The organism is Alteromonas sp. OM2203 (assembly GCF_048517045.1).
In the GTDB taxonomy this organism is placed as follows: Bacteria; Pseudomonadota; Gammaproteobacteria; order Enterobacterales; family Alteromonadaceae; genus Alteromonas; species Alteromonas gracilis.
In genome coordinates, this window is record NZ_CP183209.1 from 1403181 (window position 1) to 1426106 (window position 22926).

17 protein-coding genes are annotated in these 22926 nt (G+C 43.6%); 6 read left to right on the plus strand and 11 right to left on the minus strand.

Going from position 1 to position 22926, the window contains the following annotated elements; genetic code table 11:
* The first annotated feature begins 404 nt into the window (after positions 1-404).
* The 3 genes from ACM0P2_RS06345 (at position 405) to ACM0P2_RS06355 (ending at position 5025) form a co-directional block, all read left to right on the plus strand.
* On the plus strand, positions 405-1688 hold the full coding sequence (locus tag ACM0P2_RS06345) for an MATE family efflux transporter (RefSeq protein ID WP_236547083.1): 1284 nt from the start codon (positions 405-407) through the stop codon (positions 1686-1688).
* A 132-nt stretch (positions 1689-1820) separates the two neighbouring features.
* The gene (uvrB, locus tag ACM0P2_RS06350) at positions 1821-3836 is read left to right on the plus strand and encodes an excinuclease ABC subunit UvrB (RefSeq protein WP_159118100.1); all 2016 of its coding nucleotides are present in this window, start codon (positions 1821-1823) and stop codon (positions 3834-3836) included.
* A 262-nt stretch (positions 3837-4098) separates the two neighbouring features.
* Positions 4099-5025 carry a LysR family transcriptional regulator gene (locus ACM0P2_RS06355; RefSeq protein ID WP_159118099.1) on the plus strand — a complete coding sequence of 309 codons (927 nt, stop codon included), beginning with the start codon at positions 4099-4101 and terminating at the stop codon, positions 5023-5025.
* A 121-nt stretch (positions 5026-5146) separates the two neighbouring features.
* On the opposite strand, the gene queC is transcribed toward ACM0P2_RS06355, so the two are convergent.
* Positions 5147-5803, minus strand: a complete 657-nt coding sequence (gene queC / locus ACM0P2_RS06360; RefSeq protein ID WP_159118098.1) for a 7-cyano-7-deazaguanine synthase QueC — start codon at positions 5801-5803, stop codon at positions 5147-5149.
* Between the two features lie 94 nt (positions 5804-5897).
* Here queC and queE point away from each other — a divergent pair, with 94 nt between their 5' ends.
* Positions 5898-6572: a 7-carboxy-7-deazaguanine synthase QueE gene (gene queE / locus ACM0P2_RS06365; RefSeq protein WP_120960235.1), complete on the plus strand. Its 675-nt coding sequence runs from the start codon at positions 5898-5900 to the stop codon at positions 6570-6572.
* A 37-nt stretch (positions 6573-6609) separates the two neighbouring features.
* Positions 6610-7497, plus strand: a complete 888-nt coding sequence (locus ACM0P2_RS06370) for an amino acid ABC transporter substrate-binding protein (protein ID WP_419227471.1) — start codon at positions 6610-6612, stop codon at positions 7495-7497.
* An 81-nt stretch (positions 7498-7578) separates the two neighbouring features.
* Here the strand turns inward: ACM0P2_RS06370 and asnB are convergent, their stop codons facing one another.
* Together asnB and ACM0P2_RS06380 are read right to left on the minus strand one after the other, a co-directional pair.
* A complete protein-coding gene (gene asnB, locus ACM0P2_RS06375) occupies positions 7579-9249 on the minus strand; it encodes an asparagine synthase B (RefSeq protein WP_159118097.1) in 1671 nt (556 codons plus the stop codon).
* A gap of 386 nt (positions 9250-9635) precedes the next feature.
* Positions 9636-11303: a M28 family metallopeptidase gene (locus tag ACM0P2_RS06380; RefSeq protein ID WP_419227472.1), complete on the minus strand. Its 1668-nt coding sequence runs from the start codon at positions 11301-11303 to the stop codon at positions 9636-9638.
* A gap of 70 nt (positions 11304-11373) precedes the next feature.
* Here ACM0P2_RS06380 and ACM0P2_RS06385 point away from each other — a divergent pair, with 70 nt between their 5' ends.
* The gene (locus ACM0P2_RS06385) at positions 11374-12291 is read left to right on the plus strand and encodes a DUF3025 domain-containing protein (RefSeq protein WP_173359492.1); all 918 of its coding nucleotides are present in this window, start codon (positions 11374-11376) and stop codon (positions 12289-12291) included.
* A gap of 168 nt (positions 12292-12459) precedes the next feature.
* On the opposite strand, the gene ACM0P2_RS06390 is transcribed toward ACM0P2_RS06385, so the two are convergent.
* From ACM0P2_RS06390 to ACM0P2_RS06425, 8 genes are all read right to left on the minus strand, one after another.
* Positions 12460-13164: a YIP1 family protein gene (locus ACM0P2_RS06390; RefSeq protein ID WP_120960227.1), complete on the minus strand. Its 705-nt coding sequence runs from the start codon at positions 13162-13164 to the stop codon at positions 12460-12462.
* Positions 13165-13487: 323 nt separating this feature from the next.
* A complete protein-coding gene (locus ACM0P2_RS06395) occupies positions 13488-15212 on the minus strand; it encodes an SLC13 family permease (protein WP_419227473.1) in 1725 nt (574 codons plus the stop codon).
* A 16-nt stretch (positions 15213-15228) separates the two neighbouring features.
* Positions 15229-16644, minus strand: a complete 1416-nt coding sequence (gene cysN, locus ACM0P2_RS06400; RefSeq protein ID WP_419227474.1) for a sulfate adenylyltransferase subunit CysN — start codon at positions 16642-16644, stop codon at positions 15229-15231.
* Between the two features lies 1 nt (position 16645).
* Positions 16646-17437 carry a 3'(2'),5'-bisphosphate nucleotidase CysQ gene (gene cysQ / locus ACM0P2_RS06405; protein ID WP_419227475.1) on the minus strand — a complete coding sequence of 264 codons (792 nt, stop codon included), beginning with the start codon at positions 17435-17437 and terminating at the stop codon, positions 16646-16648.
* Positions 17437-18033: an adenylyl-sulfate kinase gene (gene cysC, locus ACM0P2_RS06410; protein WP_049585841.1), complete on the minus strand. Its 597-nt coding sequence runs from the start codon at positions 18031-18033 to the stop codon at positions 17437-17439. Before cysC ends, cysQ begins: the two co-directional genes overlap by 1 nt.
* On the minus strand, positions 18033-18947 hold the full coding sequence (gene cysD / locus ACM0P2_RS06415; RefSeq protein WP_159118090.1) for a sulfate adenylyltransferase subunit CysD: 915 nt from the start codon (positions 18945-18947) through the stop codon (positions 18033-18035). The genes cysC and cysD overlap by 1 nt, the downstream gene beginning before the upstream one ends.
* A 264-nt stretch (positions 18948-19211) precedes the next feature.
* Positions 19212-20717 (minus strand): sodium/proline symporter PutP, encoded by a 1506-nt coding sequence (gene putP / locus ACM0P2_RS06420; protein WP_159118089.1) that lies wholly within the window; start codon positions 20715-20717, stop codon positions 19212-19214.
* Between the two features lie 116 nt (positions 20718-20833).
* Entirely contained in the window at positions 20834-22801 is a 1968-nt protein-coding gene (locus tag ACM0P2_RS06425; protein ID WP_419227476.1) for a GGDEF domain-containing protein, read from the minus strand.
* Positions 22802-22926 lie beyond the last annotated feature (125 nt).

Here is a 22926-nt window from a genome sequence, read left to right on the forward strand (position 1 = left end):
GTATGATCCTGAGAATGCCGTGGTGAGCGTAAATAATAAGTAGTAAAAATGAAACGGAACAGAAATTAAACTGTAATTAAGGTAGCAAGGTGTTTCTAGCTTCACTTTGCCGAAAATCGATTGTTGGGTCTGCATTGTTAGCAAAATTATCAAATTTACGTATTTTGATAAGTAAAAGTGGTATTACAAACAGCGCTCTCATCGTTTGATTTGTTTGTCGAATACACATAGCTATATATATCCTGCTCTTTTACACTAACGCGCAATTGATTACAGGATTTTAGTTTGCTGGAGCTCAAGTGATAAAAAATAACGCTAAACCACGTACTTCTGACCTATTGGAGGAAGATATTGGTGTTACGTTAAAGCGTATGACCATTCCCATGATATTGGGCATGGTAATGATGATGAGTTTTGGGCTTATCGACACTTTCTTTGTGAGTTTATTAGGCACCGATCCGCTCGCTGCAATTAGTTTCACTTTTCCCGTCACGTTCACAGTAATAAGTTTAAATATTGGATTAGGCATTGGTACGTCTGCAATTATCGGGAAGCTACAGGGCAGCAAACAAATAACGAAGTCTCAGCATTATGCAACCGGTTCTTTAATGTTGTCTGTATTACTCGTCGGAGCGTTAGCAGTGATAGGTCTTTTTACTATAGAGCCTGTTTTCGAATTGCTGAATGCCACAGATAACCTTATGCCTTATATCTCCGACTATATGGGGTTATGGTATTTATCAAGCATTTTCTTGGCTATGCCTATGGTGGGAAATAGCGTGTTGCGTGCCTGTGGAGATACGCGAACGCCAAGTATTGTTATGGCAGCTGGTGGTGGGCTTAATGCATTGCTTGACCCTATTTTTATTTTTGGGTTTGGCCCTATTCCGGCAATGGGTATAAAAGGCGCTGCACTTGCTACTTTTATCGCATGGATAGTGGGCGCCCTTTGGATACTCCATATTTTAGCTGTCCGTCGCAAGTTGATGCTGCCCCGATTGCTAACTCTCAATGAGTTACGTGACAGTAGCCGAGAGATTTTGAAGATAGGATTACCTGCTGCCGGCGCTAACATGCTTACTCCTATAGCCGGTGGAGTCATGACAGCAGTTGTGGCTAGTTATGGCGCTGAAGCCGTAGCAGCGTGGGGTGTAGGCAATCGCATGGAGTCAATTGCCAGCATTGTTGTGCTGGCGTTATCCATGACGTTGCCGCCATTTATTAGTCAAAATGTGGGAGCAGGGCAGATTGAGCGAGTCAAGAAAGCATATTCGCTAACCTTAAAATTTGTTCTTGTGTGGCAGTTCATTATCTTTTTGGCTATGTGGGGGCTTTCTAGCTGGATAGCTGTCGTATTTGCTAACGAGGTGGAAGTAAGTGTGCTGATACAGCTTTTCCTAATGATTGTGCCATTAGGTTATGGCATGCAGGGGATAATCATACTGACAAATTCCTCGTTAAACGCTATGCACCGCCCCATGACGGCGTTGCTTTTGAGTGTCATCCGGTTGTTCGTTTTTTTCGTACCCATCAGTGTTGCAGGTAGTTTTCTTTTCGAGCTGAAAGGGTTGTTTGCGGGAACCGTCATCGCGAATATCGCAATGGCATGTGTTTCTCTCGTTGTTTTCAAGCGTGCTGTTGCCGATTTTGAAGCAAAGGCACCAAGTTTATCTGAGCGCTCATTTTGAGATGTCTACTGGTTGTTATAAATCTTTACTGGGGCAGTAAAGGGTCATTAACAGCCAACTCGCAACACGTTTTCGAAAGATGATGTAGTGGGTAGCACGCTGCTTTAACGTATTCAATAAAAGGTTAATTTAATGAGTAGAGGGTTCGAGCTTCATTCGAAATATAAGCCGGCAGGTGATCAGCCAAAGGCGATAGAAGCTTTAGTAGATGGATTAGACAGCGGGTTGGCCGGCCAAACACTTTTGGGCGTAACGGGGTCGGGTAAGACGTTTACCATGGCTAATGTCATCAATAAGGTGCAGCGCCCCACGCTTATTTTGGCGCATAACAAAACCTTAGCGGCTCAGCTTTACGGAGAAATGAAAGAATTTTTTCCTAATAATGCGGTGGAATATTTCGTTTCTTACTACGATTACTATCAACCTGAAGCCTACGTACCGAGCACTGATACTTTTATCGAAAAAGATGCGTCTATCAACGACCATATCGAACAAATGCGGCTGTCAGCGACCAAAGCGCTGATGGAGCGAAGAGACGTTGTCATTGTAGCCAGTGTATCTGCCATTTATGGCTTGGGCGATCCTGAGTCCTACATGAAAATGTTGTTACATCTACGCCAAGGCGACACCATGGACCAGCGTGATATTTTACGTCGGTTGGCTGAACTGCAGTACAAACGAAATGACCTTGCGTTTGAGCGGGGGACATTTCGAGTTCGTGGCGATGTTATTGATATTTTTCCAGCGGACTCTGAAAAACAAGCCGTGAGAGTTGAATTATTTGATGACGAAATTGACAAAATAAGCCTGTTTGATCCGCTCACGGGGGCTGTAGACAAGTCCGTAATACGCGCAACGGTTTTTCCTAAAACCCATTATGTGACGCCTCGCGAGAAAATTTTAAATGCTATCGAGCATATTAAAGATGAATTGGGTGATAGAAAGAAACAGCTTCAAGAAGCTAATAAATTGATAGAAGAGCAGCGTATCTCGCAGCGTACCCAATTCGATATTGAGATGATGATGGAGCTAGGGTATTGCTCGGGAATAGAAAACTATTCTCGCTACTTATCAGGACGAGCGCCAGGAGAGCCGCCACCAACGTTACTAGATTACTTTCCCGCTGATGGTCTAATGTTCATTGATGAGTCCCACGTAACGGTCTCACAAGTAGGCGCTATGTATAGAGGTGATCGCTCCAGAAAAGAAACACTTGTCGAGTTTGGTTTTAGATTGCCGTCTGCGTTAGACAATCGCCCACTAAAATTTGAGGAGTTTGAGCAAATTTGCCCTCAAACCATCTATGTTTCGGCCACGCCGGGCGATTATGAATTAAAGAAGACGGAAGGCGAAATTGTCGAGCAGGTCGTTCGTCCTACCGGACTTTTAGATCCTATTATAGAAGTTCGTCCTGTAGCCACACAGGTGGATGATGTACTCTCTGAAATTAAGAAGCGGGTGGAGGTTGATGAAAGGGTTTTGATAACCACGCTAACGAAGCGCATGGCCGAAGATTTAAGTGAATATTTAAATGAGCACGGCGTAAAGGTTCGCTACCTGCACTCTGATATAGATACCGTAGAGCGTATCGAGATTATACGTGACTTGCGCTTGGGTAAGTTCGATGTACTTGTAGGGATAAACCTACTGCGAGAAGGTTTAGATATGCCTGAAGTTTCTTTGGTGGCTATTCTAGACGCTGATAAAGAGGGCTTTCTACGCGCAGAACGTTCTCTGATACAAACAATAGGTCGAGCGGCGCGACATGTGAATGGTAGGGCAATACTTTATGCCGATAGCATAACTAAATCGATGCGCAAAGCCATGGATGAAACAGACCGCCGTAGGGAAAAACAAATTGCGCATAACAAGGCGAATAACATTACGCCGATGCGATTAAATAAGCCTATTACCGATATCATGGACTTAGGTGAAAGTGCGCATCCTGCTTCTGGCAAGGTAAGGCTCAGAAAAGTTGAAGAGAAGAAGAAACAACAAAAAGCAGCCAGTGCAACTGACCTTATGGATCAAATCACCGAACTTGAGAAGCAAATGTTTGAATATGCCCGCGAACTAGAGTTTGAAAAAGCGGCATCACTACGAGACGATATTGAATCATTAAGAAAACAAGTAGTAACACTCTCCTAGTTATTTCTTCTACTTAACATAAGGCTGACTGTGGTTTATTGTATGTAAATGAATAACCCCATCAGCCTTACTTTACTCCCCGTCTCTTTTATCTTACCCATCGTTAATTTGCGAATCGGTTCGGTTCAGTTCGTTACCACAGAATTAAGGTTTTTTGCTTTAAATGAGATGAAAAGCCGTAAAATATCGTTGTAATAGCACAATTAGTTTCATATAGTTCTACATTGAGTATCGAAAACTATACCTATAAACAGGTGCTAATATGCTTAACCGTCTTCAGGAATCAGATATAAAGCTACTGCGTGTGTTCTACGCTGTAGCAAGCTGCAATGGATTTACTGCGGCAGAACCCGTGTTGCGAATGCAACGTCCAAATATCAGTGCTGCAATTAAGAAACTGGAAGAACGGCTTGATTTAGTACTATGTCATCGCGGTCGCGGTGGTTTCCAAATGACAAAGGAAGGTGAGGTTGTTTTTCAAGAAACCAAACGCATCTTTAATGCCTTTGATAATTTCGTGTTTAATCTGAAGTCGCTTCATGATGACTACTCTGGTCACATCACTCTAGTATTAATGGCTGGTCTGCCGTTATCTATGCATTTAGCCGTCAGTAAGGCGGTAAAAAGCACGATGAAAAAGTTTGATGATATCCACGTTAATATCCAAACTCGTTTATACAACGAAGTGGAACACGTGGCGCTATCGGGTGAGTGTCACTTGGTAGTATCTACCTATGACATGGTTAAGCCGGAATCTGTGACGTTTCACCCTATAGGTATTAACACTGAAGGACGACTTTATTGCTCGCCAACGCATCCCTTGGCGAAATATCGGGATACTGAATTACCCGAAGGCGTTAAAATAAGTGACTATCCCGCGATCGGTATTTCAGGTTTGTCTTCGGCCAACTATATCGAGGATGAAACAAGATTATCGATACAAACTTTCTCTGACTCTTTCGATGCCGCTATGTCTGCCATTATGACCGGTGAATACGTTGGATTATTGCCTGACTATATGGCTAAAGAGCAGGGCGCTGCACTTGGGCTTGTACCTATTGCGAAAGGAAGTCTATTTAATTTTAGCCACGAATTATTCGTAATGAACGGTAAGAATACCCGCCTGAACCCGGTATTGCGACACTGTATAAAAGAATTAAGCTACTTCATTTCCGAGAGCCAGAAATAGCCGTACAATTTTCAACGGTAACGAATTTTCATAACCGAAGACCCACAAATATGCCTCTCACTTGACGCTCGTTTGTAAAACACAAGATCGTCTTAGTGAGAGGTTTCTTGCTTGGAATTTTTTATTCGTATTCAAGCGGGTCAGTGGCGTTATTTTCTTTAAATGCTTCTAGGCGCTCTTCACAAGCCCCACACTTACCACAGGCTTTTTCTCTGCCGTTATAGCACGTCCACGTTTGTCCGTAATCTAGCCCCATGGAAAGACCATCGGTCAAAATCGCCGTTTTGCTTACGTCAATATAAGGGGTCATGATAGTGACCGGGGTGTAATTAGCTATACCGCAAACGTCATTCATTTTATGAACAAATTCAGGACGACAATCTGGATATATAGCGTGGTCGCCAGAGTGTGCCCCATAGTAGACTTCCTTAGCTTCTAGGCTCACAGCATAGCCCACTGCAAGGGAGAGCAGTATCATATTACGATTTGGCACCACGGTTTGTTTCATGCTCGGCTCTTCATAGTGCCCTTCTGGTACCTCTATATCCGAAGTTAAAGCTGAGCCACCAATCAGGGTATTGATGGCACTGATATCCACAATCTTATGAGGGACATTGAGTGATTCACATACCCTTGCAGCGTAATCAAGCTCTTTTTTGTGGCGTTGACCATAGTCGAAACTGAGGGCGTGAACTTTTTTTCCCTCTTTCAGTGCTTTATGTAACACTGTGAAGGAGTCCATGCCTCCAGAATAAATAACAACAACGTTTTCTGACATAGTTTTTGAAGATTTAAGAAATTATCCCCGAATTTTATGTGATCCTTGGTAAAATCCCAACATACAATTGTTAAAGGGTATCAAATTGTCTGTAATGTCCACGCTAAACATCAATGAGATGTTCGAAACTATCCAAGGTGAAGGTGCCCATACCGGTATTCCTTCTATTTTTGTAAGGTTACAAGGTTGCCCTGTCGGTTGCCCGTGGTGTGATACTAAGCACACTTGGGAAATAAAGGCTGATTTGAGCGTTACGCCAGAGGCCGTTATTAATAAAGGGCAAGAGTCGGAAACCTACTTTATTTCTGATGAAGCGGCCTTATTAGCTCAGTTTTCTATAGAAGGATATGTTGCAAAACACGTGGTTATCACCGGCGGTGAACCATGTATGTACGATTTGCGACCGCTCACCAAGCTACTTCACGATAACGGTTACTCTACACAAATCGAAACCAGCGGTACGTTCGAAGTGCTTTGTGATGCACGTACTTATGTGACAGTGTCTCCAAAAATAAATATGAAAGGCGGTTATGATGTATTAGTCAGTGCTCTTGAAAGAGCCAATGAGATTAAGCATCCTATTGCCATGCAAAAGCACATTGATGAACTTGATGCGCTGCTTGCTAATGTGTCTTCCCTTGAAGGAAAACAGGTGTGTTTACAACCTATTAGCCAGCAAAAGCGAGCGACGGAGCTTGCAGTTAAGACTTGTATTGAGCGCAACTGGCGACTATCGTTACAAACACACAAGTATATTGGTATCGAGTAAATGTCAGTTCAAAAGACCAACTTATGGCGCTGCGAAAATGGTTAATTTAAACCTGTTTAAAAGGGTTAACCTTCTGGTTTGTGTTCTATGTGGCCTGCTTACAGCGTCTTATGCGCAGGGGGCGCTGTGGACTATCAACTATCCTCGTCCTATTGACGACTCAGATGCACGTGCACAATATCCAATCGCTTTATTAAAACTTGCCCTAGATAAAACCGGCGTAAATTACGAGCTACGTCCGTCAGACAGGATCCTTCTGACAGGAAAAGCAATGCGTCAACTTCGCGAAAATAGAGAAGTTAACGTGGTGTGGAGCATGACTGATAGTCAGCGAGAAAAGGAATTAACGCCTATCCGTATTCCCATTGCAAAAGGACTAATTGGGCTTCGGGTGTTCGTTATAAACAAAAATAAAAAGTCGAAGTTTGAAAACGTATTGTCTCTTAATGATTTGCGTAAACTGACTCCTATTCAGGGCGAAGAATGGCCAGATACAAAAATTCTTCAGGCGAACGGCTTTAACGTATTCACAGTGCCAGAGTTTCGGGAGGCCTATGACCTGATAGGGCAGAGCAAGGGCGATATTTTTCCTCGTTCAGTGATTGAAGTTAACGCTGAACTTGAGGCTGAAGGCCCGGGTAGTAATCTCTATCTTGAACCATCCATGGCATTGTATTACCCAACGGCAATGTACTATTTTGTGAGTTTAAACAACAAAACATTAGCAAACTTAATAGAGACGGGTCTACAAAGAGCCATAGATGATGGCTCATTCGATGAGTTATTTAATTCAACCTACGCACCTATTTTAACATCGTTAAATATGGAAGAGAGAACCGTTTTTTCGCTAGAAAACCCTCTACTGCCAGTTGAAACACCGTTGTCGAATCCAGCCCTTTGGTACAAGCAGAATAAAGAAGAATAGCGGTTTCTTAATGCCCTTTAAAAATGAAAAAACGCGGCACAGGCCGCGTTTTTCTTTTGTTCTTTAAATGTTCAATAGCCGTTACGATTCGCCTGAGTGAACACCTTTCATTGAACGACCTGATGGGTCAGCATTGTTTTTAAAGCTTTCGTCCCACTCTAGTGCCTCTGCCGTACTACACGCAATTGACTTACCGCCGGGTACGCAGCGCGCTGCACTTTCTTGAGGGAAGTAGCTCTCGAAAATTGTGCGGTAGTAGTAGCCTTCTTTAGTGTCAGGCGTGTTAACTGGAAAGCGGAACTCAGCGGTAGCAAGCTGTTGATCTGTGACTTCGTTTTCTACGAAGTCTCGAATTGAGTCAATCCACGAATAACCTACACCGTCACCAAACTGTTCTTTCTGACGCCACAATACTTCTGCAGGTAATGTCTCGCCGTTATCAAACGCTTTGCGAAGGATCCACTTCTCCATTTTTCCATCTATGCACATTTTATCCTGCGGGTTTAAGCGCATGGCGACGTCAATGAAGTTTTTGTCTAAGAATGGAACACGTGCTTCTACACCCCATGCAGAAGTGGCCTTGTTAGCACGTGCACAGTCAAACATATGCAGGCGGTCAAGTTTACGTACCGTTTCTTCGTGGAATTCTTTGGCGTTTGGCGCCTTGTGGAAATACAGATAACCACCAAAGATTTCGTCAGAGCCTTCACCTGAAAGCACCATTTTAATGCCCATCGCTTTGATTTTGCGGGTCATTAGGTACATAGGGGTGGCGGCACGAATGGTGGTTGTATCGTAGGTTTCTAGATGGAAGATAACATCACGGATGGCATCTAAACCTTCTTGAATCGTAAAATGAATTTCATGGTGAACCGTACCAATCATGTCCGCCACTTTCTTAGCCGCTTTCAGATCAGGAGCACCTTCAAGGCCTACAGCGAAGCTGTGCAGACGCGGCCACCACGCATCGGTTTTGTCTTCGTCTTCAACGCGCTTCGCCACATATTGTGCAGCTACAGCAGACACTAACGACGAGTCTAAACCACCAGATAACAACACCGCGTAAGGTACATCAGACATCATGTGAGACTTTACGGCTTTTTCAAAAGCAACGCGTAGTTCTTCTAAATCGCTCGTGTTGTCTTTTACGTTGTCGTATTCCATCCAGTCGCGTTTGTAATATTTTGTGATTTTTCCTTCTTTGCTCCAGAGGTAGTGGCCAGGAGGGAATTCACTAATTGTCTTACACACCCCAGCTAGCGCCTTCATTTCAGAAGAAACGTAGAAGTTACCGTGTTCATCGTAGCCGGTGTAAAGGGGAATAATTCCAATATGATCACGGGCAATGAGGTAAGCATCTTGCTCTTCATCATATAGGATAAAAGCAAACATACCTTCTAGGTCATCAATAAAGTCCACGCCTTTTTGTTGGAAAAGGGGAAGAATAACTTCACAGTCAGAGCGTGTTTTAAACGGATATTGCTCATCTAAATCAGCTGCCAACTGCTTATGGTTATAAATTTCGCCATTAACTGCAAGAATTTGCTTATCGTTCTGGCTGATAAGAGGCTGCGCACCCGTGTCTACATCGACAATTGCCAGTCTTTCGTGACAAAGAATGGTATTGTCATTATTCCAGATACCCGACCAGTCAGGGCCACGGTGGCGCAATAGTTTAGATAAATCGAGGGCTTGGGTTCTGAGTTCAGACACATCGGTTTTGATATCAAGGATACCGAAAATACCACACATATAACGGATTCTCTCTGTTCACTTGTTGAAAAAAATAATTTGAAGTTTTTTCTGTCGGTACTCGCGTACGAGTGAGCGAAGGATTGTTTTTATTCTTTTATCGCGTGCCTTGAATGTGCCAGTCTGACAGGAAATTGCAAGTACATTATGATGAGAAAATGGAAATACTTATTCCTTTTATCTCAAAATAGCGTTTTATTAACATTTTTATCCTATTTACGCCGTTAGATGCGACACATTTATATCGTGAAATGAAGAATGCTGGCGTTTTTATAGGCTATTGGAATGATTGAGAAGCGAAGTTAATTCGAGGGATTAAACGAAAAGGAGCCTTATGGAAGGCCCCTTTCATCATGCTCTATTAAATGCGTAAAGGGTGCATATAACTAATATTTGCGCTGAAACTCGCTTGCTTCATTCCACTTTGGCCACGCATCAGCATTCGCTACGCCCACACCAACATCGAATAACATTTGAGTATCTTGCACTATGCCGCTTAAATCCCAGTCGTCGCGATATTGGTCGCATACTTGGTGATAGCAACCAGTAACAATAACATTCATACGCTTTCTGTATTTCGCAGTTTCTTCATCTGCTGGTTCATTACCGCCTTCAGCATAAAGTGCCGGAACACCCTGTTTGGCGAAGCTAAAGTGATCCGAACGATAGTAGTATCCCGCTTCAGGACGGTCTTCTTGTGTTAGTGAGCGACCTTGCTTTGCAGCGGCTTTTTCAAGGTAGTCTTCCATTTCTGACTTACCCATACCTACTACAGCGACGTTTTTGGTTTTACCCAAAACGTTCATTGCGTCCATATTAATATTAGCAACCGTGTTTTCAATCGGGATCACAGGGTTACTAGCATAGAACTTACTACCCAAAAGGCCTTGTTCCTCAGCAGTTACCACCAAAAATGATACCGAGCGTTTAGGTGCTGGCGTTAAGTTTGAGTAGGCTTTTGCCATGGCTAAGATAGCGGCGGTTCCCGTGGCGTTGTCGTGAGCACCATTGTAAATTTGATCGCCTTCTTTACTTTCGTCTTTACCTAAATGGTCCCAATGTGCGGTATAGATAATATGTTCGTTAGGAAACTCAGCGCCAGGAAGAGTGGCAATTACGTTGTTGCTCTCTGATTTTTTAAACGTATTTTTTACCGTCACTGAAGCTTGGATATCCATAGCCTTGCTATATGGACCTTTCATGGCATTAGCTTTTTCAGTATCGAAATCAAGGCCTGCATCAGCAAACACTTTTTTCGCAGCATCAAGCGTAAGCCAACCTTCAACGGCTACACGGCTTGCTCCTTTGTCAGCGCTTACTAGGCCGTACTGCGGGCCACTCCAGCTATTCGCAACAACTGACCAGCCATAAGAGGCTGGGGCTGTTTCGTGAATAATAATAGCGCCAGCTGCGCCCTGACGGCTAGCCTCTTCATATTTGTAGCTCCAGCGACCATAGTAGGTCATAGTGGTGCCTTGGAACTTACCGCTTTCAGGATTTTCGAAACCAGGGTCATTAATAAGCATTACCACTGTCTTGCCTTCGACATCTAGCCCTTCGTAGTCGTTCCAGTCGTACTCAGGTGCGTTAACGCCATAACCAACGAAAACAAGTTCAGAATCTTCAAGTGACACTGAGCTTTGCTCGCGCTTAGATGACGCAACCATTTGCTCTTTATAAACAAAGCTATTGTCTCCGATCGTCATGGTCATGTCTGGATCGGCGGTAATTTCCATTAACGCTACTTTTTGTAAAAAGCTATCACCGTTGCCGGGTTTGAGGCCTGCTTTAGTAAACTCACTGACAAGATAGTCGATGGTTTTCTTTTCGCCTTCAGTGGTGGGTAAACGGCCTTCGAATTCGTCTGAAGAAAGTACTTTCAGGGGCTCGCGAATATCGGCATCTGAAATATTGTTGTAAACACTGTCGAAATTCGAGGCCGCAGGCATTTCCTTTTTGGCGGTTTGATTTTGTGGTGTGCTGTCGCTTGATGGTGTACATGCACTTACGCCTAAAAGAGTAGGTACAAGTAACGGCAAAAACATTTTTTTCATTGTTAGTCTCTGTTTGCTCTACAATACGATTCCAGTATAGAGAAAACCCCAGAGCGAACCAATAGTTGATATGCAATCAGACTCAATACCCTTCTGTAAAGACTACCTAATAAGCCACGCAAGCAAACCGGTTACAGCACTTCTAGAAGAAGTTGGTTTATTAGGTAGCAATTATTTTCCCACGCCTGAACTATTGAACCAATTAACAGCGCAACATTATAAACACTGGCAAGGACCTGCTTTTAAAGGTCAAAGTCAGTTCTCAGATGACGACAAGCGATACTATGAAACGATCATTAGTGAAGACAAGGTAGTACCAACTCGGGAGGGAAGCTGGCACGATTTATTTAATGCACTTATCTGGTTACAGTTCCCCAAAACCAAATCTCTGTTAAATGAGCTGCATATTCGCGATATTAACGAACACGGTGTAAGCCCCAGAACGGCTCGCCGCAATCGCATTACTCACTTCGATGAATGTGGTGTAGTGCTTGCGATAGAAGAACCCAAGCAAGCTACACTAAACAGTGTTGGTCTTGAAAGGGAGCATGATAGCCGACAACATTATGTTGAATCGTTAGAGGCCTTTTTGCAGAGCCTTGCTGCCCACAAATGGGAACAAAGCTTTTTAACCCATCGAGAGCGATGGCATAGTGAAGTCACGCCATTTATTTTCGGACACGCGAATTTGGAAATGATGCTAAACCCATTTATAGGGCTTACGGGGAAATGGCTGGCGGTTTCGGTTCCTTGCGGTTTTAGCAAACTGGATAAATGGCAACAGCGCTTGGTATTAGACAACGCATTGATACTGCGTATTGAAGCGCTAGATTATTTTCAATCTGCACCTCTTTTGAAGCCTTTGCCTCTGCTTGGTGTACCTTTGTGGCACAGCCAACAAGGTGAAGTGTTTTATCAGAATAAAGACTATTTTAGACCGCTACGTGAGGGAAGTAAGTCGACAATTCAGCTACCCTTGTGGTCTTAAGCGTGTTGCGCACTGACACTTTGGCTTGTTAACTGTGCGTTTTTTACACTTGGCTTTTAAGGCTTAGTTTTTGATACTTTGCTATTGAGAGCTTAGCGCTGCCCGAGTTTTTATCGGAAACAGCGCCAACTAATAGCCAAATAGAAGCGGGCTATGCAGTGTGTTTTCTTAGAATAGCGCTAAAGCAACCAACCAAATGCCGTAGATAACCACATACGGCGCGCTCGCAATTAGTGCCGCTTTCTTAATAGGAAAAGACGTCCACTGAGTGATGCCGACAGTCGCTAGATAAATGCCCCAGAAAAGCTCAAGCCTTAGTGCTTGGCCGAAAGCATACCACGGGGAGTCCATAGGAATACTCGCTAAAAAGCCAAGAGATGTAGGTGATAATATCGTTGGAGCAACTTGGTGATCGCCAGTAAATAGCAGCAGTGCTACGCCAACCAAGCCAGTGAGTACATAAGGCATAGAAAGCCACCACGCAAAACCGTACCAGTCCGTAAAGCCGAAAACATGGCTATCATCCGAGCGAGTCATCAAGTTTACGTAAACCGCGTATACCGCATTTACAATGATTGGAACAAAAAAGGCGCCGATTATCGATGACCAAAGTAAGGCGTCTCTAGTGAAAAAGGCTTTCATTTGCTCTTCTTCTGCAGGGCTCATATCGCCTTGAGCAGCAATATTCATCTGTGCGAACCAATCAATATCTACAAAGTTTACATATAAATATTGAGATACCAGCGTGATAGCGGTGATCAATATAAATGGCATCCAACTCCAGTTATTGTTTTCACCTATGGCCTTGAACACGCCATTTGGCTTGAAGAATATATCATTACACGCTTGGAAAGGGTTCGATACGTTGTGCATCCCTTGCTCCTTTTACTTCGTTTTATTTTTTGATTCGGGTGCTGTTTAAAGCAGCAGTTAGTTCTGCTTGATTGCTTGTTAACACGCTAATAGTTTTGGCATTACAGATTACTAACGGCTAGGTGTGTTGTACAGCACAAGGTTCTGATAAACGGTATTTATTTGTAAGAGAAGATGAATATAGCTTATTCAACAATGTGTGAAATTGTGAATTCAACAGATAGCAAAAAGGGAAGCAATGAAGTGGCCCACCAATAGTTGGACTATCCAATTACTGGGGACACTTCACAATGCTTCCCTTTATATTAAATACTTACTCAATGTTATAAATAAGTCGCATTCAAAAGTGTAAGCACAATTGCGCTATACAGAAGTGAAATAGGCAGCCCAATTTTTATAAAGTGTGAAAACTTATAATTCGCGGCATTATAAACAAGCAAGTTGGTTTGATAGCCAAACGGCGAGATGAAACTGGCGCTTGCCGCAAAAGCTACCGCCAGCGCAAATGGCATTAATGGCGCACCGATAATCTGAACTAAACCGTAGGCAAACGGGAACATTAACGCCGCAGCCGCATTGTTAGTAACAAACTCAGTTAAAACCAAGGTAAGTAAGTAAATGACTATCAATGCTACGAACCAGTCGGTACCCGACAACACCGGCATTAGTGCTTCCGTGGTCGTGTTGATGACACCTGAATTTTCAAGCGCGCTGGCTAGGCTTAAAGCGCCAACAATTACAACGATCAAATTTAAAGGTAAGTTTCGCTTCATTTCACCGTTTGACGTTACTTTCACACCAATCAGCGTAGCTGCTAAAAACAACAAGCCAATAGCCAGCGAAATCATGTCTGCAGCAGCAAGTAAAACTGTGGTCAGGAAGCCGCCAAGGGTAATCCATTCTTGCTTGTTCGTTAATGGGCGGGCGATTTTTTGCTCTGACAAAATAAAAAAGTTTTTATTCAAATTTTGACGAGTGGCAAAGTCTGGGCCCGTAGCTAAAAGTAAGAAGTCACCCGCTTGAAGTTTTATTTCTCCAAGTTTGCCTGAAAGCTGCTCACCATCACGTCGTATGGCTACAACGGCGGCATCAAATAGCGCTCTAAAACCAAGTTTCTTAATCGTTTGACCAATTACCTGAGCGCGATTGGCTACTACTACTTCGGTTAAGCTCTCGCGCAGCACACCATCGGTTTCTGCAAACATGCTCAAACCTTTTATGTGGCTAAGGTTTTCAAGCTTTTGAACATTGCCAGAAAAAATCAGCTTGTCGTTTTCAAGAATAACTAAGTCTGGGCCTACAGGAGATATCAGATTGCCATTGCGAACCACTTCTACCAAAAAAAGTTCTGGCAGATTACGCAAGTGGTTCCGTTCGACGGTTTTGCCAATTAGCTCTGAACCAGGCTCAACTTCGGCTTCAACCATGTACTCGTGATAGTTGTTACTTTTATTGCCAATATGAGGCAGCAATGGAAGCAACAAAAACATAAGTAGACCACAGCTCAGGCCCGCTACGGTGCCATAAAGTGTGAAGTCAAAAAAGTTAAAGCCCGGATGCCCGTGTTCTTGTAAAAAACTATCGACGATTAGGTTGGTAGAGGTACCGATTAAAGTAACCGTCCCGCCTAAAATAGCCGCATATGATAGCGGTATGAGTAATCGGGAAGCAGGGTGATATTGGTTCTGTTTTACAGGACCAATGAGGCTTGCCACAATTGCCGTATTATTAAGCAGTGCAGAGGATATAAAGGTTAGTGAAAATAGTCGCCAGTAGGATTGCGTGAAGTTAGCACTTACTAGTTTTCTACCAAGGCGTTTTATCAGTGCGGTTTTATCTATGGCGCTACTTACTAAAAGTAACAAAACAAGGGTGATAAGGCCCTTGTTGGTCAAATTTAGCAAGATGTCATCAAGAGATAACTGCTGGGTAACCAGTAAAGCTAATACTGCACCTGAAAATACAGTAGAAGGGCGCTGACTGGTAAAAATCAGCGCACATATCGTACTGGCAAAAATTGCCAGTACGATGAACTGGGTCACATCCATATTGCTCCAGTCCTGCTTATAGTTTACTAATATCCACAGAGTTCCAATGCGGGAAGTGCTTACGTACTAAGGCATTGAATTCAAGCTCAAACTCAGAGAAGTTCGGCGAGGTATGCTGTGCATCACCGGCTATTTCGTCGATGATCATACCTGCGCCCACTGTACCATTGGTCAAACGATCAATAACGATGAATGAGCCTGTAGGGCGATTGCGCTTATACGGGTCACAAGCAACGGGCTGGGTAAATTTCAAATCCACCACGCCAATCTCATTGAGATTAAGGTGCATAGCATCCGTTTCTTCCAACGTGTTCACATCAATTTGATTATCGATATGAGCTACAACGCCTGGTGTAGACTTGGTCGCAAACTTAAACAAGTATTGCTTGTTTGGCATTAGTGGCTCTTCCGACATCCACACAAGGTGTGATTTAAATTGCGTGTTTAGCAATGGCAAGTTATCTGATTTTACAATCATATCGCCACGAGAGATGTCAATTTCATCTTCTAGCGTCAGCGTAACCGCTTGAGGTACGTAAGCGCGTTCTTGGTCCCCTTCAAACGTAACGACTTGCTTCACCTTTGATTTCTTACCAGAAGGTAGTGCCGTCACTTCGTCGCCGGGTGCAACTTGGCCAGATACTACAGTACCTGCAAAACCACGGAAGTCTAAGTTAGGACGGTTAACGTATTGAACTGGAAAGCGGAAGTCTTCATGGTTGTCGTCTTCACCAATTTCAATGTTTTCCAACATTTCCATTAATGGTGTGCCGTCAAACCATGGAGTATGTTCGCTTTTACCCACTACGTTGTCGCCTTCAAGGGCAGAAATAGGAACGAACTGAATATCAGGAATATCAAGCTGTTCAGCAAACTTCAGGTAGTCTTCCTGTATTTGTTTGTACACTTCTTCTGAATAGTCCATCAAATCCATTTTGTTGATAGCAACAATAACGTGTTTGATACCCAAAAGAGATACCAGGAACGAGTGACGTTTAGTTTGAACTTTAACACCGCCACGAGCATCAACAAGAATAATAGCAAGGTCACACGTAGACGCGCCAGTTACCATGTTGCGGGTGTACTGCTCGTGCCCTGGAGTATCGGCGATAATAAACTTACGCTTGTCAGTAGAGAAGTAGCGGTATGCCACGTCGATAGTGATACCTTGCTCACGCTCTGACTGAAGACCGTCTACGAGCAGGGCAAGATCAACCTTCTCACCGGTAGTGCCCACTTTTTTGCTGTCTTTAGTGATAGCGGCAAGCTGGTCTTCATAGATCATTTTAGAATCGTGAAGTAAGCGACCAATTAGGGTACTTTTACCATCGTCTACGCTACCGCAGGTTAGGAAACGTAGCATATCTTTCTTTTCGTGTTGCTCTAGGTAAGACAGAATATCCTGTCTTAATAATTCGTTTTCATTGTTCATGTTATGCGCTCACAAGGAAAAAGGGGTTTAACACAGACTCTTTTTGGTTGTACGTAAGAGCGTCAGCGTTGTCAGCTAATGGGTTTTCAGGGTCAAGTACGGTTACGTTTGCACCTGCCGCTAGTGCAACGGCGTGCGCTGCACCTGTATCCCATTCAGATGTTGGGCCTAGACGAGGGTAAAGATGCGCTTCGCCCTCAGCCACTAAGCAAAGCTTCAGTGAGCTGCCCATCGCCACAAGCTCGGTTTCACCTTCAAGCTGCGCCAATAAATTCTGAATTTCAGGGCTTTGGTGAGAACGACTACCTACCACTTTCCACACTTCGGCACCATTGTGCTTGCGTGCAGAAATAGCGGTGAATTCGCCATTCACTTCGGTCCATGCACCTTCACCTACAATGCCTACATAGCTTTTGTTTAGTGCTGGCGCGTAAACCACACCCATGGTCGGCTTACCGTTTTCGATAAGTGCAATATTTACCGTAAACTCACCGTTTTTCTTAATAAATTCTTTAGTGCCGTCTAGCGGGTCTACCAGCCAGTATGACGACCACGTTTTGCGCTCTTCCCATGAAATATCTGCTGACTCTTCAGAAAGAATCGGCAGGTCAGATTCAGCTTCAAGGGCGTTAACGATGACGTTATGTGCGGCAAGGTCAGCTTCTGTTAGCGGGCTGGTATCCTGCTTTTCATAAATGGCGAAGTCTTTCTCGTAAATCGCCATTATCTTATCGCCGGCTTCTTTGGCGATAGCTAGCACTGTTTGTGCAAGACTATTTAAAGGCTGTGTCATTACACCAATCCCTTTTCTTGAAGCAAAGCATACAATCGCTCAGCGGTTTGCTCTGCTGGTTCATCCTGATAAGTTAAGTGTACTTCCGGCGCTTCTGGCGCTTCATAGGCTGAATCAATACCTGTAAAGTCCTTAATTTCACCACTGCGCGCTTTCTTGTATAGCCCTTTTGGATCGCGTTTTTCACACACTTCAAGAGGTGTATCGACAAACACTTCTACAAACTCTCCGTCTTCCATTAAGCTGCGGCAGTAATCGCGGTCGGCTTTGAAAGGCGAGATAAAAGCGGTAAGCACAATGGTACCTGCATCGACAAACAGTTTAGCGACTTCGCTAATGCGGCGAATGTTTTCAACGCGATCTTTATCGCTAAAACCTAAATCGCCACACAGACCGTGGCGCACGTTGTCGCCGTCAAGCAGATAGGTGTGCTTGTTCTGCTCGTGAAGCTTTTTCTCAAGCAGGTTTGCTAATGTCGATTTACCAGAGCCGCTTAAACCCGTTAGCCAGAATACACGAGGCGTTTGACCAAGCTTTTCAGAGCGGGTGGTCTTGTTTACTTCGTGTTTATGCCAAACAACGTTGTCGGTGGCCATTAGAAGTACCCTTCCATTTTCTTCTTCTCCATAGAGCCTGCGCTGTCATGGTCGATTACTCGGCCCTGACGTTCAGACGTCTTGGTAAGTAGCATTTCTTGAATAACTTCAGGTAGGGTTGCCGCTTTAGACTCTACCGCACCGGTAAGTGGGTAACAGCCAAGAGTACGGAAACGCACAGAGCGCATCTCTGGTACTTCACCTTCTTCTAGCGGCATACGGTCGTCGTCAACCATAATGAGTACGCCATCACGCTCAACAACCGGGCGAGGTTTGGAAAGGTAAAGTTGAGGGATATCGATATTTTCTAGGTAAATGTATTGCCAGATATCTAGTTCAGTCCAGTTAGACATTGGGAATACACGAATGCTTTCGCCTTTGTTTACCTGGGAGTTATAGATATTCCAAAGCTCTGGACGTTGGTTTTTTGGGTCCCAGCGGTGGTTGCTGTCGCGGAATGAGTAAACACGTTCTTTGGCACGTGATTTTTCCTCGTCGCGTCGAGCGCCACCAAATGCCGCATCGAACTTATATTTGTTCAGCGCTTGCTTAAGTGCTTGGGTTTTCATGATGTCAGTGTGTTTTGCCGAACCGTGGCTAAATGGGCCAACGCCAGCTTCAACACCTTCTTCATTGATATGAACAAGCAAATCGAAACCGTGTTTCTTAGCTTGTTCATCACGGAACTTAATCATCTCTCCAAACTTCCACGTGGTATCTACGTGCAATAGTGGGAAAGGAATTTTGCCTGGCGCGAACGCCTTGCGTGCAAGGTGAAGCAGTACAGAAGAGTCTTTTCCTACAGAGTAAAGCATAACTGGGTTTTCAAACTCAGCAGCAACCTCACGGAAAATCTGGATACTCTCGGCTTCGAGTTGTTTCAAATGCGTTACAGACGGGATACTAGCAGTCATTTTGAAGTCCGAATTTTATGTTATATACAAAAAAGTTATATATGGGTTATTTTTCTGCATAGAACGATAACATATTTAATTTCAAAAGTAGTATGCGATTTTGCTATTTAAAATAGCTATCTTATTCCATTAAATAAAACTGTCATGCAATTGAAGCATAAGCCACTTTTTTTCAGGGCTATAAAAAGAAAAAAGCCCTGTTTAGGAAACCAAACAGGGCTTTGCGTTCGCGAAATGTAGCGCTATTTTTCGCTAATTTTTAGCTCACTTTTCGTTTAATTTCGTTTGAAACGCATCGAAAGTATCAACTACACCTTCTCGTGGAGTACCTGATTTACTTAAAATCATGATGGTTAAGCTAGATAAAATAAACCCGGGCACAATTTCGTATACCCAGTTACCAAGTTTCTGACCACCCACTTCGATTGGAAGATAAATCCACAGCAACACGGTTACCGCCCCAACTATCATGCCACCTAACGCCGCACGACGGGTCATTTCACGCTTAAACAAGCTAAATAAAACGAGTGGACCAAAGGCAGCGCCAAAACCTGCCCACGCATTACTTACAAGGGTCAAAATAGTGCTGTCTCGGTCGTAGGCTAGATAGATAGCAACAAGCGCTACAACTACCACGCTAACGCGGCCTGCGATAACGAGTTCACCATCTGACGCATCACGACGCAGAAATGCCTGATAAAAGTCACTGGTCAATGAGCTCGACGTTACTAAGAGCTGTGATGAAATAGTACTCATGATCGCGGCTAGAATAGCAGCAAGCAAGAAACCACCAATGAGCGGGTGGAACAGAATTTGAGACAGGTAGATAAATACGGTCTCGGGATCAATCTCATTGCCGTTTCCTGTCACATAAGCCAAACCAAACAGGCCTGTCATTAAGGCGCCGATAATTGAAACTATCATCCAACTCATACCAATATTTCTTGCAGTTGGAATATCTTTGACTGAACGGATAGCCATGAAGCGAACGATAATGTGCGGCTGGCCAAAGTAGCCTAGGCCCCATGACATAAGAGAAACAATACCTATGAACGTTAATGCTTCGTTGGAAGACGCATCCATAAAGGCATCGAATAGTGCCGGGTTGATGTTGTCTAATGCGTCGATTGAAGCACCGACCCCGCCTAGCTCACTGATAACCACAGCGGGAACCATAATAAGCGAGACAAACATGATACAGCCTTGAACGAAGTCAGTCATGCTTACCGCCATAAAACCACCCACTAATGTGTAGGCTACAACAACGCCTGCGGTGACATACAGCCCCGTTTCATAGGTTAATCCGAATGATGTTTCAAACAATTTTCCGCCAGCTACAACACCCGAAGATGTATAAAGGGTGAAAAAAACGACGATGACAACAGAGGCGATAACGCGAAGTAGACGAGAATTGTCTGCAAATCGGTTTTCAAAGTAATCGGGAAGCGTAATAGAATTATTGGCGACCTCTGTGTATACACGGAGGCGTGGTGCTACCAGTATATAATTCGCTAGTGCGCCTAATGTCAGACCAACCGCAATCCAACCGGCGGACAAACCGGATACATACATTGCACCGGGTAAACCCATGAGCATCCATCCGCTCATGTCAGATGCGCCTGCTGAGAGAGCAGTAACAGCGGGGCCTAACTGGCGGCCGCCGAGCATATAGCCTTCTACGTTGGTATCTGTTTGCCGATAGGCGAAAAGGCCTATCCCTAACATTACTACAAAATATAAACCCAACGAGATTATCGTGCCTGTAGCCATATAAATTCCCTATGTTTTTTCTTTCATGCTAACACCTATGACTGAGAGTCTCTACGTCATTCAGCGCCCTTGCATGTTTTCTATACGGCTAAAGGTAAATAAAGTTTGAGAGAATTTTAAAATGACAAAGAGGCTACGCGAGCACGGCCGTCGCGTTTGGCCTTGTAAAGCAAGTCGTCACAGGCTTTGATAATTCTGTCTAAGTTTGTTTCTCCTTTCACATCCAACAGCCCTGACGAGAAGCTAACGCAAAACTTTTCATCAGTACCGTTCCAATGTTTTTGGCGTGAAAGAGCCACATTTAGTTCATCGAGTATCCGTTTTGCTGACTTTTCATCCGTGTCGGAGAAATAGATTAAAAACTCTTCGCCTCCGTACCGGCAAAGTTTGTCAGATTTGCGAATTCTATTCTTGATAATTTGGGTTATTGTCGTTAGCACTTCATCACCGACAGCATGACCGTATCTGTCGTTAATCTTCTTAAAGTTATCTACGTCCAATAGCGCAATACTTGAGGTCTTGTTGCTTTTAAGTGACTTTTTCAAACTGTTTAACATAGCTCGGCGGGTGAGGGCGCCAGTGAGCGAGTCCCGTTCAGCGAGTAAATCGCTCTGTTTTTTAGCGACCCAGAGCCATAGGACAAGGATGAGCAATATGGTTAGCAACAACACGAATATGGTTGTTTTCATGGCTTCTTTGTCGGTAGAAAGACCCTCTTTCTGCTCCCGTAAACTAGCGAGTTCTTTCTGCCGATAATGCGCTAATTCAATATCTTCTGCCAAGTTATCTCTGAAGTTAGACGAAGAAAATTTAAATTGCTCCGTATTTTTTGCAACGAGTAATTTATTGTAGTACTGAGAGTGCTCGTACGCTTTTTCGTAATTGCCCGCAGCATCGTAAAGTCTTGAGAGTTCGAGCTCCATTTTGAGCTTAATCTTCTCTTTAAAACTTAAATCGGAGGTTTTTGCGAGAACGATCTTTTTATATTGCTGAAGTGAATCATTGAACTTTGCTTCATCATTCAGTACCGCTGCGTAAAGTGCATCTGCGTAGACAGAAAGCTCTTGGGTTCTTTCCTTCATTTTTGAGGTATCGAGTTGTCTAATTTGCTCCATGACTTTTTGTGCTGCGCTCTCATAGCCTTCACCTTTCTGAAAAACAATAGCACGAAGCTTTTGAACATATATCAAAAGCTTCTCATGGGCTGAATTTACCTTAGATACATAATCTATCGCATCCTCTACCAAAGCTAATGCATCGTTAAAACTGTCTTGAACAAGTAATGCGTCTATCGCCGAAAAGAAAGCCCAAGTTTTGGCTATTGTGCTTTCAGCCTGTTTTTTACTATCAATAATTTGTTGGGAGTGGTAGAAAGCTCTACTAGGAACGAAGAGCTCGAGGTAGGCATCTCTGAGCCAGTCATGAGCGATAGTTTTTGATAACGCATTTTGTAAGTTTTTGTCTGGCGAATAATGAGGAAGGTGCGCCAATGCATATTCAAGTTCATTAATGGCCTCTATAGGATTGGCTAAATTAAGCTCCATAGCCAACCATATACTCGCTATTGCGGTAGCTGTTTTACTACCCGTATCCAGAGCTTCAAGTTTCAAACGTCTCAGTGCAGGCACAGTTTCGCTGATACGCAGAGAAGAACCGTCAAAGTCGTTAACCGCCCTTGCATATATGTAATACGCCTTGGCAGCAGCGAAGAGTTCAGGAGTAAGCGCTTTTAGTTCTTGCCAATGTTTATCTAATAACGGCTCTTTAACGAAAATCGGAACTCTTGGGGAGTCAACATCATTTGCCGTGGAAGTGGCTAATAAATGTCTAAATATCACTCCTTCACTTTGTTTATCATTCTGTAATCCTGATTCATCAATCATTACAGTGATATCAGTATTGCTCACATTACTTGGTGTGTTCCAATGGAAGATGGTTGTGGCTGCAATGTGACTATAGCCGTCAAGTTTCTCTAACCTTAAAGCGTTTTTGATATCTGAGCTCTGTGCGCGTAAAGAAAAACAAGTTATCAAAGGCAACAATAGCCAAACCATTAGCCTTGTAAAGCGATACCAAGCGCTCATTGTAATTGCTACCTCTATACTGCGGATAAGCTGAACATTGTTGTAATTTAAAACGAGTGTTTTAATAGGGCGGTAATTATAAGTTTTATAAGCGTGAGTTTCACCTTAAATTTGGGCAAAAAAAA